This is a genomic window from Xanthomarina sp. (assembly GCF_035306705.1).
In the GTDB taxonomy this organism is placed as follows: domain Bacteria; phylum Bacteroidota; class Bacteroidia; order Flavobacteriales; family Flavobacteriaceae; genus Xanthomarina.
Map to the genome: position 1 here is coordinate 1 of NZ_DATGNO010000149.1, position 16,950 is coordinate 16,950.

General features: G+C 35.3%; 11 protein-coding genes. 1 reads left to right on the forward strand and 10 read right to left on the reverse strand.

Translation table 11 applies throughout. The features are described from left to right. On the reverse strand, positions 1–1,629 hold a 1,629-nt coding region (locus tag VKY47_RS12225), incomplete at its 3' end, for a heavy metal translocating P-type ATPase (RefSeq protein WP_324313096.1). Positions 1,630–1,739: 110 nt separating this feature from the next. On the opposite strand from VKY47_RS12225, the gene VKY47_RS12230 reads away from it, so the two are divergent. Then, the gene (locus VKY47_RS12230; RefSeq protein WP_324313097.1) at positions 1,740–2,417 is read left to right on the forward strand and encodes a Crp/Fnr family transcriptional regulator; all 678 of its coding nucleotides are present in this window, start codon (positions 1,740–1,742) and stop codon (positions 2,415–2,417) included. A gap of 5 nt (positions 2,418–2,422) precedes the next feature. Here VKY47_RS12230 and VKY47_RS12235 read toward each other — a convergent pair whose 3' ends face one another. From VKY47_RS12235 to purL, 9 genes are all read right to left on the reverse strand, one after another. Then, positions 2,423–4,069 carry a M1 family metallopeptidase gene (locus VKY47_RS12235; protein WP_324313098.1) on the reverse strand — a complete coding sequence of 549 codons (1,647 nt, stop codon included), beginning with the start codon at positions 4,067–4,069 and terminating at the stop codon, positions 2,423–2,425. A gap of 176 nt (positions 4,070–4,245) precedes the next feature. Then, entirely contained in the window at positions 4,246–6,054 is a 1,809-nt protein-coding gene (locus VKY47_RS12240; RefSeq protein ID WP_324313099.1) for an acyl-CoA dehydrogenase family protein, read from the reverse strand. A gap of 42 nt (positions 6,055–6,096) precedes the next feature. Continuing rightward, positions 6,097–6,459, reverse strand: coding sequence for a four helix bundle protein (locus VKY47_RS12245; protein WP_324313100.1), 363 nt, complete (start codon positions 6,457–6,459; stop codon positions 6,097–6,099). A 39-nt stretch (positions 6,460–6,498) separates the two neighbouring features. Beyond that, positions 6,499–7,692: an acetyl-CoA C-acyltransferase gene (locus VKY47_RS12250; RefSeq protein WP_324313101.1), complete on the reverse strand. Its 1,194-nt coding sequence runs from the start codon at positions 7,690–7,692 to the stop codon at positions 6,499–6,501. Positions 7,693–7,853: 161 nt separating this feature from the next. Next, complete coding sequence (locus VKY47_RS12255; protein WP_324313102.1) at positions 7,854–8,123, reverse strand: four helix bundle protein; 270 nt, start codon at positions 8,121–8,123, stop codon at positions 7,854–7,856. 84 nt (positions 8,124–8,207) lie between these two features. Then, complete coding sequence (locus tag VKY47_RS12260) at positions 8,208–10,601, reverse strand: 3-hydroxyacyl-CoA dehydrogenase/enoyl-CoA hydratase family protein (protein ID WP_324313103.1); 2,394 nt, start codon at positions 10,599–10,601, stop codon at positions 8,208–8,210. 22 nt (positions 10,602–10,623) lie between these two features. Beyond that, a complete protein-coding gene (locus VKY47_RS12265; RefSeq protein ID WP_324313104.1) occupies positions 10,624–11,082 on the reverse strand; it encodes a MarR family winged helix-turn-helix transcriptional regulator in 459 nt (152 codons plus the stop codon). Between the two features lie 120 nt (positions 11,083–11,202). After that, entirely contained in the window at positions 11,203–12,972 is a 1,770-nt protein-coding gene (locus tag VKY47_RS12270; protein WP_324313105.1) for an AMP-dependent synthetase/ligase, read from the reverse strand. A gap of 116 nt (positions 12,973–13,088) precedes the next feature. Beyond that, on the reverse strand, positions 13,089–16,826 hold the full coding sequence (gene purL / locus VKY47_RS12275; protein WP_324313106.1) for a phosphoribosylformylglycinamidine synthase: 3,738 nt from the start codon (positions 16,824–16,826) through the stop codon (positions 13,089–13,091). Positions 16,827–16,950: the final 124 nt, after the last annotated feature.

A 16,950-nucleotide genomic window follows, 5' to 3' on the forward strand; every position in this document is an offset into this window, starting at 1 on the left:
ATATAAAGATCTGCTTAATGGGTGATTTGAACCACGAAGCGTATTCTTCAAGAGCATTTCTTCCTTAGTTGACAAAGTATCACCTTGATATGTAGCATGACTTTTTTGATTGGTAGTTATAGTTCCTGTTTTATCGAAAATGATGGTGTCTATTTCGGCTAATTGTTCAACAACCGATGCGTTTTTCACATAAAACTTCAATTTACCATAAATACGTAACATGTTTCCTAATGTAAATGGTGCAGAAAGAGCAATAGCACAAGGACAGGCAATTATTAAAACAGCTGTAAAAACATTGATGGCTTTAGAAGAATCTACGGCCAGCCAATAGGCTGTAGAAACAAAAGCAATGCTTAACACAGCAATTGTAAATCTTTTGCTAATGGTGTTTGTTAAGGTTGTAAAACTATCCTGTTTATTTTTATTAAACACATCGTTGCTCCAAAGTTGTGTGAGATAACTTTGTTCTACCGATTTTAAAACCTCCATTTCTATCACGCCAGAAGTTTGTTTCCCACCTGCAAAAAGTTTGTCGCCTGATTGTTTTGAAACCGTTTCAGATTCGCCCGTTACAAAACTATAATCGATAGAAGCATTGCCATTAATTAAAATGCCGTCTACAGGAATTAATTCTTCATTTCTAATTAAAAGGCGATTACCTTTTTCAATATCGTATACCTGAATCGGGGTTTCTTTTCCATCCAAAGAGATTTTGGTAACAGCAATTGGGAAATACGATTTGTAATCGCGTTCAAAAGATAAAAATGAGTAGGTTTTTTGCTGAAAGAATCGTCCTAATAACAAGAAAAAGATCAATCCGGTTAAACTGTCGAAAAAGCCCGAACCATAATCGAACATAATTTCAATGGTACTTCTAATAAATAAAACAGCAGCTCCTAAAGCGATAGGAACATCGATGTTTAAAATTTTGGACCGAAGTCCTTTGTAGGCTGAAATAAAATAATCTTGAGCCGAATAAAAAATTACGGGCACAGAAAAAGCAAACATCACCCAACGAAACACGTGTTTATATCGTTCTAACCAAAACTCTCCTACATCGAAATATTCTGGAAACGATAAAAACATGACGTTGCCAAAAGCAAAACCTGCAACTCCTAATTTGTAAATTAACGATCTGTTTATATTGTCTTTACCAGCTTTAAAATCGTCTAAACTTATATATGGTTCATACCCAATGGAGCTAACTAAAAGCACCACATCCTTTAAAGTACAACGTGTGGAATTAAAACTTATCCGAACATTTTTCTTTCCAAAATTAACTTGTGAAGAAGAGATGCCTAGATTTAATTTATTGAGGTTTTCTAAGATCCAAATACAAGAGCTACAATGTATATGAGGGATGTAAAGTGTAACAACTTGTGTGTTGCCATCGCTAAACTCGAGCAATTTATCTATGATTTTTTGTTGATCTAAAAAATCGTATTTTCCTTGGATTTCCTTCGGAATAGCACCCGGCGAATTTTGTAAATCGTAGTAACAAGTTAAATCGTTTTCAGAGAAAATTTCGAAAACGGTTTTACAGCCATTACAACAGAAAGATTTCTCTTGAAAGGTAATTGTATTGGTCCCACAAGTATCCCCACAGTGGAAACATAAGTCATGATCCATAATAATTAATTTGCTCTTTTAAACCCGGTGCAAAGTTGAAAAGATACTAAGAATTTTGATATGATATTTGTCATGTTTTGATTAATTTTACAAAAGTTTAAAAGTTAGGTATGAGTAAGTGTGAACAGTGTATAGTGAGGCAGTTTAATTCTTTGAAATCGTTGTCAAGAGAGGAGATATTAAATATTTCTGGATGTAAAACAACTAAATTTATAAAAAAGGGAGAAACTATTTTTGAGGAAGGCGAAACCTTGCACGGGGTCTATTGCGTAAAAGATGGAATTTGTAAACTCACCAAATTGAGTGCTAACGGAAAAGATCAAATTGTAAAATTGGTCGTGAAAGGCGATTTACTTGGACAACGTTCCCTAATTGTTAACGAAGCTGTAAATTTAAGTGCTGTAGCCTTAAATAATATGGAAGTGTGCTTTATTCCAAAAGAAGAGATTTTCTCAAACCTAAAAAACAATTCCGATTTTTCCATGGACATGCTTAAGCAAATGGCTCACGATTTAAAAGAGTCGGATAATGTAATTGTTAACATGGCTCAAAAATCCGTGAAACAACGTTTAGCCGAAGCGCTTATTTATATCCACACTAGCTTTGGCGTGGATAAAGACGGATTCTCAACGGTTATTCTTTCTAGAGAAGATTATGCAAGTGTGGTTGGAACAGCTACAGAATCTGCCATTAGAGTTTTATCTCAATTTAAAAAAGAAGGTCTAATTTCAACTTCAGGGAAAAAGATTAAAGTTAATGATTTAGAGGGATTGAAGCGGATAGAATAAAATGTTTATTCTTCTAGGAGCGTACTTTCTACATAAAAATTTGGATCAACATTTAAGCTTTTACCTTCAGTAGCTATCATTTTCCATTTAGCATTTGGGTAAATCCATTGTTCTTGGTCGTCGATACTAATTTTAAGGGGCATGTCGAAATTTTCTACAATATTGATCCAACGATATTTTAACTCATTGTCTTCAATAGTATATTCAAGGGTTGGAATTCTAATATCTCTTAAATACTGATTGAAGAAAGCGGTTAAATTCATCCCAGATTGTTCGCTTATGTAATTTTCAATTTGTTCGGTGGTAACCGTTTGGTGATAAAATGTTTTATTTAATCCACGTAAAATATCACGCCATTTTTCGTCATCATTAACCATCTGTCTTAAGGTATGCAACATATTAGCGCCTTTGTAATACATATCTCCAGAACCTTCTTTGTTTACATTGTATGGACCAATAATTGGAATGTCATTTACAATATTTTTTCTTACGCCAATAACATATTCGGAAGCCGCTTCCTTTCCAAAATAATAATCCACAAATAAGTTTTCTGAATATGAAGTGAAGCCTTCATGAATCCACATATCAGCCATGTCCCTATAGGTGATGTTATTAGCAAACCACTCGTGTGCAGATTCGTGAATGATGATGAAATCGAATTTCAATCCCCAACCACTTCCAGAAACATCTCTTCCCAAATACCCGTTTTTAAACTGGTTTCCATAAGTTACGGAGCTTTGATGTTCCATACCTAAATAAGGAACTTCAACAAGTTTATATCCATCTTCGTAAAACGGATAGGGTCCAAACCAATGCTCGAAAGCTTTCATCATTCTTGGAGCTTCTTTAAAATGGTTTTTTGCTCTTACCAAATTATCGCGCAGTACATAATAATCCATAGTTAATGGACCTTTTTCACCTTCATAAACTTCAGAGAAATGAACATAGTCTCCAAGGTTTACATTTACGCCATAATTGTTTATCGGGTTGCTTACAAACCAATGAGTAGTAACCGTATCATCGCCCTGTCTTTCTGTACTTCTTAAACGTCCGTTTGAAACATTTATTAAGTTTTTAGGAACGTTTACACTTATTAGCATGCTATCCACCTCGTCGTACATATGGTCTTTGTTTGGCCACCAGACACTAGCGCCCAAACCTTGACAAGAAGTAGCTATAAATGGAATACCGTTTTTGTCTTCTGCCCAAGTAAAACCACCATCCCACGGAGCGCGTTTGGCTACCTGCGGGATGCCTTCGTAGTAAACATCAACAATTTGAATGGTGCCTTTTTCTTGTTCATCGACCAAAGTAATAAAATGTGCATTTCCATCCTGTCTAACATGCAACTCTTTCTCATTTTGAATGACCTTGGTGATTTTTAAAGGTTCTTGCAAATCTACTTGCATAACCATATAAGGCTTTAAAACTGTATATTGAATGGTGTTTTTTCCGGAAATTGATTCCTTTTCAGGATTTATTTTTATATCCAAATGATAATAAGTCAAGTCCCACCATTCACGTTCTGGAGTAATGCTTCCTCTTAAGGTATTTTGATGTGTGAAAAGGGGTTTTTCTTGAAATAATTCTTGTGAATAGCTATTAATGTGAAATCCAAAAATAAAAAATAGGCCTAAAGCTAAAATTCTCATCGATATTAATTTTGAGTAAAATTACTGAAAATAATAATCAATTAAGATTGAATACTGCGTTTACAATGTTAATTATATCATAATCAAATGGAGGTTTTTATTTAACCATTTAAGGGTTAAACAAAAAAAAAGCCGTTTAATTAAAAACGACTTTTTTACTTCTAACCAAACTTAATTTAAAAACAATATTTATTCTCAGCTTTCACTTTTTCAGCAATAGCTAAACGTAAATCTACAATATCCGGATAGTTTGCATATTTCACAAAACGCTTTAATCCCATTAATAACATACGTTGCTCATCGCCTTCAGCAAAAGAGATGATACTTTCTTTTCCGTTTTTCTCAACTATGGAAACGGCATTGTACAAGTATAATTTTGCCATTTTAATTTGTATGGCTTGTTTGTCTTCGCCAAAACGTTTCGCGTTTTTCTCTGCTCTAAGAATAGCAGATTCAGCCATATAAATTTCAATCAATATATCTGATGCAGCAATCAATAATTGTTGATGCTCTTCTAAATCAGGACCGAATTTTTGAACGGCAGAGCCAGCAACCATCAAGAATACTTTTTTCAATTTAGCAATCATTTCTTTTTCTTCTGAAAATAACTCAGAATAATCAGGGGTGTCAAAAGAAGGTATTCCCATAAGTTCTTCTTGTACTTTCGAAGCTGGACCTAATAAATCTACATGACCTTTCATCGCTTTTTTAACAAGCATTCCTACTGAAAGCATGCGGTTAATTTCGTTGGTACCTTCATATATACGGGCAATTCTAGCATCTCTCCACGCAGCTTCCATAGGGGTTTCTTCAGAGAATCCCATTCCACCAAAAATTTGGATACCTTCGTCTGCCGCATTCTGAACATCTTCAGAAACAGCTACTTTTAAAATAGAACATTCAATAGCATATTCCTCAACACCTTTCAATTCTGATTCTTGATGCGTGTTTCCAGCAGTTTGACGCATAGCAATTCTATCTTCAATGTTTTTAGCAGCTCTATATGTAGCCGATTCTCCGGCATAAGCACTTGCTGCCATTTCAGCTAATTTGTATTTAATAGCTCCAAAATCTGCAATTGGTGTGTTAAATTGTTTGCGTTCATTAGCATACACAACAGCATGCGTTAATATTCGTCTTTGCGAATCTAAACAAGCAGCAGCTAGTTTAATACGACCAACATTAAGTGCATTCATGGCAATTTTAAAACCTTCACCACGACCAGCCAACATATTTTCTACAGGAACAACCGTATCGCTAAAGAATACTTGGCGGGTAGAAGAGGCACGAATACCTAATTTGTGTTCTTCTTCACCTAAAGTAATTCCGTTTGGATTGTCTTTATCGTATTCAACTATAAAACCTGTAATATTTTTATCATCTTCAATACGTGCAAAAACAATCATTAAACGACAAAAACCTGCGTTTGAAATCCACATTTTTTGTCCGTTTATTTTATAAGATTTCCCATCAGCAGAAAGGGTAGCAGTTGTTTTTCCAGAATTTGCATCCGATCCAGCACCTGGTTCTGTTAAACAGTAAGCACCAAACCACTCTCCGGAAGCTAATTTAGGAACGTATTTTTGTTTTTGTTCTTCGGTTCCATAAAGTGTAATTGGCATGGTTCCAATTCCAGTATGCGCACCAAAAGCCGTACTAAAAGAGCCAGTTCCACTAGAAATATAATCGCAAGTTAAAACTGTAGATACAAATCCCATTCCCATTCCTCCATAAGCTTCTGGAACAGCAACACTTAAAAAGCCCATATCACCAGCCTTTTTCATAACACTTTCTGTCAACGCATAGTCTTTAGCTTCAAAACGAGATTTGTATGGGATAATTTCTCGGTCATTAAATTCCATAACCGATTCCTTCATCATTTTTTGCTCTTCTGAAAAATCTTCAGGAGTAAAAACATCTTCACATTTTGTTTCTTTAACTAAGAATTGACCGCCTCTTAGTAACTCTTTTTCTTTTGTTTCCATTCTTTTTATTAGATTAAAGAAGAAAGAAAATAGAAAATAGACCTAATCGAGTCCATTTTGAAATCCCATTGTCATTCGTTGGAATTCTTCTATCTTTTCTTCAAGTATTTTTAGATTGTTTACGTTTATATAATTTCTATGTTTTGCTACTAAAAGCTGTGTGCTCAATTCAAAAGAAGATACTAAAGAAATATCTAGAAAATGACTGAAAGATTTATCTGTTCTAGCAGATCCTTCGGCAATATTACTAGGCATTGAAATTGAGCATCTACTAATTTGTGAACTAAGATCAAATCTCTCATATTTTGGGAATTCTAATAATAAGTATGAAATATCATTGGTAATCTCTAATCCAAGTTTCCAAATTTTCAGGTTCTTATAATTCTGTCTTTTCCTAGCACACATGAGTCTTTTTTCTTTTGTCTATATTCTATAGTCTTATTTCTATTTTAAAAATTCAAATATTCCACAAGCACCTTGGCCAGTTCCTACACACATAGTTACTGCACCATATTTCCCTACCATATTTCTTTTGCGCATTTCATCGAATAACTGAACTGAAAGTTTGGCTCCTGTACATCCTAGTGGATGTCCTAAAGCAATAGCTCCTCCATTTACATTAATAATGTCTGGGTTTAAGTTTAATTCGCGAATAACTGCTAAGGACTGAGAAGCAAAGGCTTCGTTTAATTCAATTAGCGATAAATCATCTTGCTTTAATCCTGCTTGTTTTAAAGCTTTTGGAATGGCTTTTACAGGTCCAATTCCCATAATTCGAGGTTCAACTCCTGCTGCCGCATAATTTACTAATCGAGCAATAGGTTCTAAACCTAATTCTTTAACCATTTTTTCGCTCATTACCATAACAAAGGCTGCACCATCACTCATTTGTGATGAGTTTCCAGCTGTAACACTTCCATTAGCAGCAAATACAGGTCGTAATTTTGCTAAAACCTCAATACTAGTTCCTTTTCTTGGACCTTCGTCTTTGGTTACTGTGTAAGTTTTGGTTGCTTTTTTACCATTTTCATCTATATAAGTTTGTTCCACATCAATAGGAACTATTTGATCTTGAAACCTATTTTCAGCTTGTGCTTTTAAGGCTTTCATATGAGAATGGTAAGCAAACTCATCTTGGTCTTCACGAGATACGTTGAACTGATTTGCAACCGCTTCAGCTGTATTTCCCATTCCCCAATAATAGTTTTCGTGTCCAGCGTTTATTAAATCGTAATTTAATTCTGGTTTATAACCTGACATTGGAACAGAGCTCATGCTTTCTGCACCACCTGCAATTATACAATCGGCCATTCCTGATTGGATTTTTGCCGAAGCCATAGCTATGGTTTCAATTCCAGAAGAGCAAAACCTATTTACGGTTACTCCTGGAACATCTACAATATCCAATCCCATCAAGGAAATTAAACGTGCCATGTTTAGTCCTTGTGAACCTTCCGGCATAGCGTTACCAACCATAACGTCGTCGATGCGTTTTGGGTCTAGACCTGGCAATTCTTTCATCATGTATTTGATGGTTTCTGCTGCCAACTCATCGGTTCTTTTAAAACGGAACACGCCTTTAGGAGCTTTCCCAACGGCTGTTCTGTATGCTTTTACAATGTAAGCTTGTTTGCTCATAATAGTATTAAGATTTTAGTATCAAGTATTAAGACTTTTTAAGTGATTTTTGAAGAGAATAGTTCATTTTGATAACTTCAAAAATTTAACTAATAATTGGTCTTGATTTTTCTTCTGTTATTAAATTTAATCTTTTAGATAAATGGAGTTGAGTTAATAATTCAAAATGAAGAACCGTTTACAATCCCTAAAAATTGCTTGAATTCGCCATTTGTATTTCGTCCAGCACCTTCAGCAATATTTGAAGGAATGGAGATAGCACTTCTTCTAAGTTGAGATGTCAATCCGTATTTTTCCTCTCTAGGAAAGTTTTCAGTTGCTCTGTAGCAATTTTCTGTAATATCCATTGCTTTCTGCCATATTTTCAGTTCTTCAAATCTGTGCATGATTTCTAATATTAAATAGTTAGTATTAAGATTTAACAAGTTCATTTTTAAAATTATAAAACTCCAATTATATTTATTAATAGTCCTTGTACTTAATTCTTTGTACTACATATTTAGTGCTTTTCGCAACTAATTTCTAAGTGGTTTTCCTGTTTTCAACATGTGCTGAATTCTTTCCAAGGTTTTTCTTTCGGTACAAAGTGATAAGAATGCTTCGCGCTCTAGATCTAATAAATATTGCTCACTTACCAATGTTGGTTCAGATAAATCGCCTCCAGCCATAACATGAGCTAATTTGTTTGCTATTTTCTTATCATGTTCGCTAATGTAATTGCTGTCTTGCATGGAATCTGTTCCAACTAAGAACATTCCTAAGGCTTGTTTACCAAGTACTTTAACATCTTGACGCTTTACAGGTTGTGTATAACCAGCATCGGCCATTATTTTTGCATATGCTTTTGCAGTTGCAATTTGTCTGTCTTTATTAACTACAACCACATCTTTTCCTTTTTGAAGGATTCCTAAATCGAAAGCTTCGTATGCAGATGTTGCTACTTTTGCCATGGCAATAGTTAGGAAATACTCTTGGAGTATATTTAATTCTACATCACCTTTACTAAAGGAGTCTGAAGCTCTTAAAGCCATCTCTTTAGAACCTCCACCACCAGGAATTACACCAACACCAAACTCTACAAGTCCGATGTAAGTTTCTGCAGCAGCTACCACCATATCTGAGTGCATTGAAAGTTCACATCCACCACCAAGCGACATACCATGAGGTGCAGCAACGGTTGGGATTGACGAATAGCGCATGCGCATCATCGTGTCTTGGAAATATTTAATGGCCATATTAAGCTCATCATATTCTTGTTCGGCGGCCATCATGAAAATCATTCCAATATTGGCTCCAACTGAAAAGTTTGCAGCTTGATTTCCAACAACCAATCCGGCGAAATCTTTTTCGGCTAAATCGATAGCTTTGTTTAGGCCAGCTAGAACATCGCCACCAATAGTGTTCATTTTAGATTGAAATTCGCAGTTTAAAATACCATCTCCTAAATCTTCGATTACAACTCCAGAGTTTTTAAAGACTTCTTTAGTTTTTCTAATATTATCTAATATGATGAAGGCATCTTGTCCAGGAATTTTTTCTTGAGACTTAGATGGAATGTTATAGAAATAAGTCGCTCCATTTTTAATTGAATAGAATGATTTATTTCCTGAAGCCAACATCTCGTTAACCCAAGCATTTGGTTCTAAACCTTCAGCTTTCATTAATTCGATCCCTTTTTCAACACCAATGGCGTCCCAAATCTGGAAAGGTCCATGTTCCCAACCAAATCCAGCTTTCATGGCATCGTCTATTTTATAAAACTCATCTGTAATTTCTGGAACTCTGTTTGAAACGTATGCAAACATGGCTGCAAAATTCTTTCTGTAGAATTCGCCCGCTTTATCTTTTCCTGATATTAAAATTGGAAAACGATCAATGACTTTATCAACGGTTTTTGTTAATTCCAAAGTGGCAAATCTTGCCGATTTTCTCTCTCTATATTCAAGAGTATTTAAATCTAATGTTTTAATGTCTTTACCTTCTTTTTTATAAAAACCTTGTTCAGTTTTGCTTCCAAACCATTTGTTTTCCATCATGGTATTGATGAAGGCAGGAAGTTTAAAAAGTTCATGAGCTTCATCGTTTGGACAGTTTTCATAAATGCCGTTGGAGACGTGAACCAAAGTATCTAAACCAACCACATCCACAGTTCTGAAAGTCGCAGATTTTGGTCTGCCAATTACTGGACCAGTTAACTTATCGACTTCTTCTACCGTTAAATCCATTTCTTTTACTTGATGGAATAAGCTCTGAATTCCGAAAATTCCAATTCTGTTTCCTATAAATGCAGGTGTATCTTTAGCAATTACCGAAGTTTTACCTAAGAATTTTTCACCATATTCATTTAAGAAATCCAATACATCCTTAGATGTTTTTGGACCAGGAATAATTTCGAATAATTTTAAGTAACGCGCTGGATTAAAAAAGTGCGTGCCACAAAAATGTTTTTGAAAATCTTCACTTCGCCCTTCACTCATAAAATGAATAGGAATTCCTGAAGTATTAGAGGTAATTAAAGTGCCTGGAGTTCTGTATTTTTCAAGTTTTTCGAAGACTTGTTTTTTAATATCTAGACGTTCTACAACCACTTCCATAATCCAATCGACATCTTTTACCTTAGCGATATCATCTTCTAAATTTCCAGTTGTAATTCTACTGGCAAAAGAAGGATGATAAATAGGAGAGGGTTTAGATTTTAAGGAAGCCGTTAATGAATCGTTTACAATTCTATTTCTAACAGCTTTGTCTTCTAAAGTTAGGCCTTTAGCTTTTTCGGCATCGTTAGGTTCTCTTGGTACTATATCCAATAATAGCACATCTACGCCAATATTGGCAAAATGACATGCAATACCAGATCCCATAATTCCAGAACCAATAATTGCTATTTTTTTTATACGTCTTGTACTCATTTTGTTCTAAATGATTTAAGTATTAATATTTTGTAATGTTTACTTCGTTGGTATAGATTTTTTTATTTGAAATTAAATCGTTGATGGTATCTGCTACTTCATAAAACGTCATTAATTTATCTAAAGGGATATTCTTTCTAATGGCCTCATTAAATTTTAAAACACGATCTCTGGAATATTCTCTTTTCTCTTTTCCAAAATCGGTTAGATGAATTAAAACACCTCGACCATCTTCTGGATTTGGTTTTCTTTCAATTAAACCTCGAGTTTCCATTGTTTTTAAAATCCTAGAAAGACTGGTAGCTTCCATGCCCATTTTTGGTCCAAGCGAGGTTGAAGGAGTTCCTTCTTCTGGATCAATACTTAGTAAGGTAAAACCAGTTGCCATTGTGCTTTCAAATTTAACAGCCTCCTCATTATACATTTTTTGTACTGCTAACCAAGTGGTCCTTAGAACATAATCAATGGTTTTTTCTTTCATTCTTTATCTTATGAAACTCAAAGATAATGAAAAATTTGTTATGCACGCATAACAAATTGAAAAAATAAATTGTAGAAATGTCGAAAAAAAAACTCCTTAGTAAAATAAGGAGTTTGAGGTTTATGGGCGATATATTTTTTCTATTAGGTCTTTGTATATTTCTTTAATGACCTTACGTTTCATTTTCATGGTGGGAGTCAGGTGGCCTGCTTCAATGCTCCAAACATCGGGGGTGATTTCGAATTTTTTAACTTGTTCCCAATGACCGAATTTTTCATTGACTTCATCTACTTCTTCTTGAATTCTATCCCTAAGGATCTGACTGGATGCGATTTCTTCTTTCGACTTGAATGTAATATCACGTCTTTTTCCCCATTCTTCAACAAATTCGTAATTGACCTGAATTAGGGCAGCAGGCATTTTTTCGCCTTCTCCAATAACCATAATTTGTTCTATAAAAGGCGATTGTTTAAATTTATTTTCCAAGATGGCAGGAGCAACATATTTTCCGCCAGAAGTTTTAAATATTTCCTTTTTTCTATCGGTTATTTTTAAGAAACCATCACTGTCAATTTCGCCAATATCTCCGGTATGGAAATAAGAGTCCGTCATAACTTCGGCGGTTTTTTCAGGTTCTTTATAATAGCCTTTCATAATGTTAGGGCCTTTAACCAAGATTTCTCCATCGGCGGCTATTTTAACATCTATATTATCTAAAACCTTACCCACGGTTCCAACTCTAAAACCACCATCTCTTTGATCGTTAACCGAAATAACTGGGGAGGTTTCTGTTAGTCCGTAGCCTTCCATAATAGGCATTTCGGCTGCAGCAAAAACCCTGGTAAGTCGTGGTTGTAAAGCTGCGCTTCCAGATACCATTAAGTCTAATTTTCCACCTAAACCTTCTTTCCACTTGCTAAAAATAAGTTTCCTTGCTAGTTTAAGCTGCGTTTCGTACCACCAACCATTAGCGCCATAAGGTTCGTATTTTAAACCTAAATTTACAGCCCAAAAGAAAAGTGCTTTTTTAATACCAGTAAGCTCACCACCTTTAGCTACAATTTTATCAAATACTTTTTCATATAATCGTGGAACGGCAGTCATAACATGGGGTTGGATCTCTTTAAGATTGTCGCCCATTTTTTCAATAGATTCGGCAAAGTAAATTTCCACACCGCAATATTGGTATAGATAAAGAATCATACGTTCAAAAACATGACAGACCGGAAGGAAGCTTAATGCTTTGGAATGGCCATAGTCAAATGGAACGCGTTTTTCGCTATCCAACACGTTTGATACAATATTATTATGGGTTAACATAACCCCTTTTGGTCTTCCTGTAGTGCCCGAAGTATAGATTAAGGTTGCTAAATCTTCTGATGTTACAGCCGCTTTTCTAGCTTCCACTTCATTCTGATTGCTGTTGTCTTTTCCTAATTCTAGAATTTCTTTCCAACTTTTTTCATTTAAAACATCATCAAAGGTATAAATGGCCTTTAATTTGGTGTTTCCTTTAATAAAATTTAATTTTTCTAAAATTTCAGTATCTGAAACAAAACAATAGGTTGCTTCTGAATGATTTAGAATATAATCGTAGTCTTCTTTCGAAATGGTTGGATAAATAGGCACATTTTGAGCTCCTGTTTGTAGGATACCTATATCCAAAACATTCCATTCGGTTCTATTGGTAGTAGAAATGACCGCAATTTTATCGTTTGGTTTTACACCTAAACGAAGTAAACCGCGACTAATAGCATTGGCTTGATCGATATATTCTTGAGTTGAAATGGATATCCACTCACCATTGTATTTTGATGTTAGAGCCTTATCTAAGTTATAATTTTCCAACTGGTGATATGGAAAATCAAAAAGTCTGGTAATTTTAGTCATTTGTTAGGATGTTTGAAGTCTTGCAAATTATGAAAATAAATATGATATTCAAATGACCGCATAAGAAAAGGAGCTTAAAATATTTAAGCTCCTTGATTTGTAAATGGTTAAGGGTGTTATTTTTTATTTTCAATCCACTTTTTAGCATTTTTAAAAGCTTCCAACCAAGGCGATACTTCATCTTTTCTGCCTGCTGGATAGTTGGCCCAGTTCCACGGGAAGGTTGAGCGCTCTATATGTGGCATAGTTACTAAATGTCTTCCGGTTTTATCGCACATCATGGCTGTGTTATAATCGGAGCCATTCGGACATGCTGGATATTCTTCATATCCATATTTGGCCACAATGTTATAATTTTCTTCCGAAAGTGGTAATTTAAACTTGCCTTCTCCATGAGAAATCCAAACGCCTAAAGTGCTTCCGGCTAAACTTGATAACATTACAGAGTTATTTTCCTGAATTTTAACTGAAGTAAACCCGCTTTCGTGTTTTTTCGAATTGTTATAAGTTAATTTTCCATGGGTTTTATGATCTGGATTTACCAATTCCAATTCCATCCAAAGTTGCGCACCATTACAAATACCAACGGATAAGGTGTCGTCTCTTTTAAAGAAATTCTTTAAAGCTGTATTTGCTTTTTCGTTGTATAAAAACGCGCCGGCCCAGCCTTTGGCAGAGCCTAAAACATCGGAGTTTGAAAATCCACCAACAGTTCCAATAAATTGAATGTCCTCGAGAGTTTCACGGCCAGAAATTAGGTCGGTCATGTGGACATCTTTTACGTCAAAACCTGCTAAATACATGGCGTTTGCCATTTCGCGTTCGGAATTAGAACCTTTTTCACGTAATATTGCTGCTTTTGGTCGTGCGATAGTAGGGACAAGTCGCGACTTGTCTGCTCGCGAGTTGTCCATACGCTCGATATCTTCTAATTTTCCAGTGAAATTCTCTGGGAATTTATAGTGTAATGGTTGATTTTTATAATTATCAAATCGATCTTTTGCTAAACCATTTGCTGTTTGTTTTTGGTCGAGTAGGAAGGAGGTTTTATACCAAACGTCGCGTAATCTTGAAACGGTTAGAAGGAAAACGTGTTGATCGTTAATGATGCTTAATACATCACTTTCTTGAACTTTTCCTATCTTGAAAAATTCAATATCGGCATTTTTCAAAACTTCTTCTACTGAAGAGTCTTTTGCTTGAAATACAATTCCGGAGTTTTCAGCAAATAAAACTTTAAAGGAATCTTTCTGGTTTAACTCTGTTATATCCAGTTCTGCACCTAGATTATTATCTGCAAAACACATTTCCAGTAAAGTTGTGATTAATCCACCAGATGCGACATCGTGTCCAGCAAGAATTTTTTCATCTTTTATTAAAGATTGCATGGTATTGAAAACCACTTTCACATAGGCGGCACTTTGTACATTAGGTGTTGTATTTCCTACTTTGTTCATTATTTGAGCAAAAGAACTTCCACCTAAATGAAATTCATCTTGAGAAATATTTATATAATAGATATCTCCACCTTTTCTTTTAAAAACAGGTTCTACCACCTTGGTAATATCGTTGCAATTTCCTGCAGCCGAAATAATAACCGTTCCTGGGGAAATAACTTCTTCGTTCGGATATTTCTGCTTCATAGAAAGCGAATCCTTTCCAGTTGGTACATTAATACCTAAATCGATTGCGAACTTTGAAACTGCTTCTACTGCCTCGTAAAGTCTGGCATCTTCACCTTCGTTTTTACATGGCCACATCCAGTTTGCAGATAGGGAAACACTGTGTAAACCATTTTTTAACGGCGCCCAAACCATGTTGGTCAAGGCTTCGGTAATGGCATTTCTACTTCCTGCCGAAGGACTAATTAATCCCGAAATTGGCGCGTGACCAATAGAGGTTGCAACTCCTTCTTTTCCCTTATAATCCAATGCCATAACACCTACATTATTTAGAGGTAATTGCAAAGGGCCTGTACATTGTTGCTTGGCCACTTTTCCACCAACACAACGATCTACTTTATTTGTTAACCAATCTTTACAAGCAACAGCTTCTAATTGTAGAACTTGATCTAAATAGTCGTGAAATCTTTTTGTATCATATGAAATGCCTCCATAATTTCTGTCAATAGTTTTGTCAGTCATAATGGTTTTTGGAGAACTTCCAAACATATCTTCCAATGCAAAATCCATAGGTTTCTCACCTGTAGTTTTAGATTCGAAAGTAAATCTGTCGTTATCGGTAACGACACCCACGGTGTACATAGGTGAACGTTCGCGATCGGCAATTTTTTGTAGGGTTTCTATATGTTTTTCTGAAATAACCAATCCCATACGTTCTTGAGATTCGTTTCCAATAATTTCTTTAGCTGAAAGGGTTGGATCACCAATTGGTAATTTATCCAAATCGATGTGGCCTCCAGTTTCCTCAACCAATTCTGATAAACAATTTAAATGTCCACCAGCACCGTGATCGTGAATGGAAACTATATAATTTTCTTCACTTTCCACCATGCCACGAACTGCATTTGCGGCGCGTTTTTGCATTTCTGGGTTGGAACGTTGTACGGCATTTAATTCAATACCTGATGAGAATTCACCCGTATCGGCAGATGAAACAGCGGCGCCACCCATACCAATTCTATAGTTTTCTCCACCAAGAATCACGATTTTATCACCCACTTTTGGTTTGTCTTTTATGGCTTGATCGGCTTTTCCATAACCAATACCTCCAGCTTGCATGATAACTTTGTCGTAACCTAATTTTCTATTGGATCTTGTTTCCCCATCTAAAACAGTATTATCACTTTCGTCATGTTCAAAAGTTAAAACAGAACCACTTATTAAAGGTTGTCCAAATTTATTTCCAAAATCTGAAGCGCCATTACTGGCTTTTATTAAAATGTCCATCGGAGTTTGGTATAACCAAGGACGGGCATCCATTTTTTGTTCCCATGGACGGTTTTCTTCCAATCTGGAATATGCGGTCATATAAACTGCAGTTCCTGCTAATGGGAGCGAACCTTTTCCGCCAGCCAATCTATCTCTAATTTCTCCTCCAGAACCAGTTGCAGCACCATTAAAAGGTTCAACTGTTGTTGGGAAATTATGCGTTTCTGCTTTTAAGGAAATAACAGAATCGAAATCTTTTATTTGGTAGAAATCTGGTTTATCAGCTGTTTTTGGAGCAAATTGTTCTACTCTTGGGCCTTTTACAAAAGCCACATTATCTTTATATGCCGAAACAATATCGTTTGGATGCTGTTTGGATGTTTCTTTTATTAATTTGAAAAGTGAACTTGGTTTTTCTTCACCATCTATAACGAAGGTACCATTAAATATTTTATGGCGACAGTGCTCGGAATTGACTTGCGAAAATCCAAATACTTCCGAATCGGTTAAAGGTCTTGCAATTTTTTTTGAAACACCTTCTAAGTATTCAATTTCTTCATCGTTTAAGGCCAATCCTTCTTGTTGGTTGTATGCCGAAATATCTTCAATATTAAGAATGGCTTCAGGTTGGATATTTACATCAAAAGATGCTTGGTTCAAGCCCTTGTATTTTTCTGAAATCATCGGATCGAAATCCTTAAAACCTTCAGGAACCATTTGAAATTCTTCGATACGGATAATGCCTTCAATTCCCATATTTTGAGTAATTTCCATGGCATTGGTGCTCCAAGGCGTAATCATGGCAGCTCTTGGTCCAACAAAAAAAGCATCCAAAGATGCTTGTTCTATTTTTGGCTGGTTGCCAAATAACCAAACCAATTTAGAAGTGGTTTCTATTGATAATTCTTTTGTTGCTTGAACAGCAAATATTTTACTGTTTTGGTTTCCGAAGAAATGAATCATTATGTATGAATTAGAGTTGTGTTTTAAAAATGCAAATTTACCTTTTTTCAGCGTAATAATTACTATATAACTTGTTGAAAATTTACAGAGAGCTATGCCTGATATCAAACATAAAAAAAGCGAC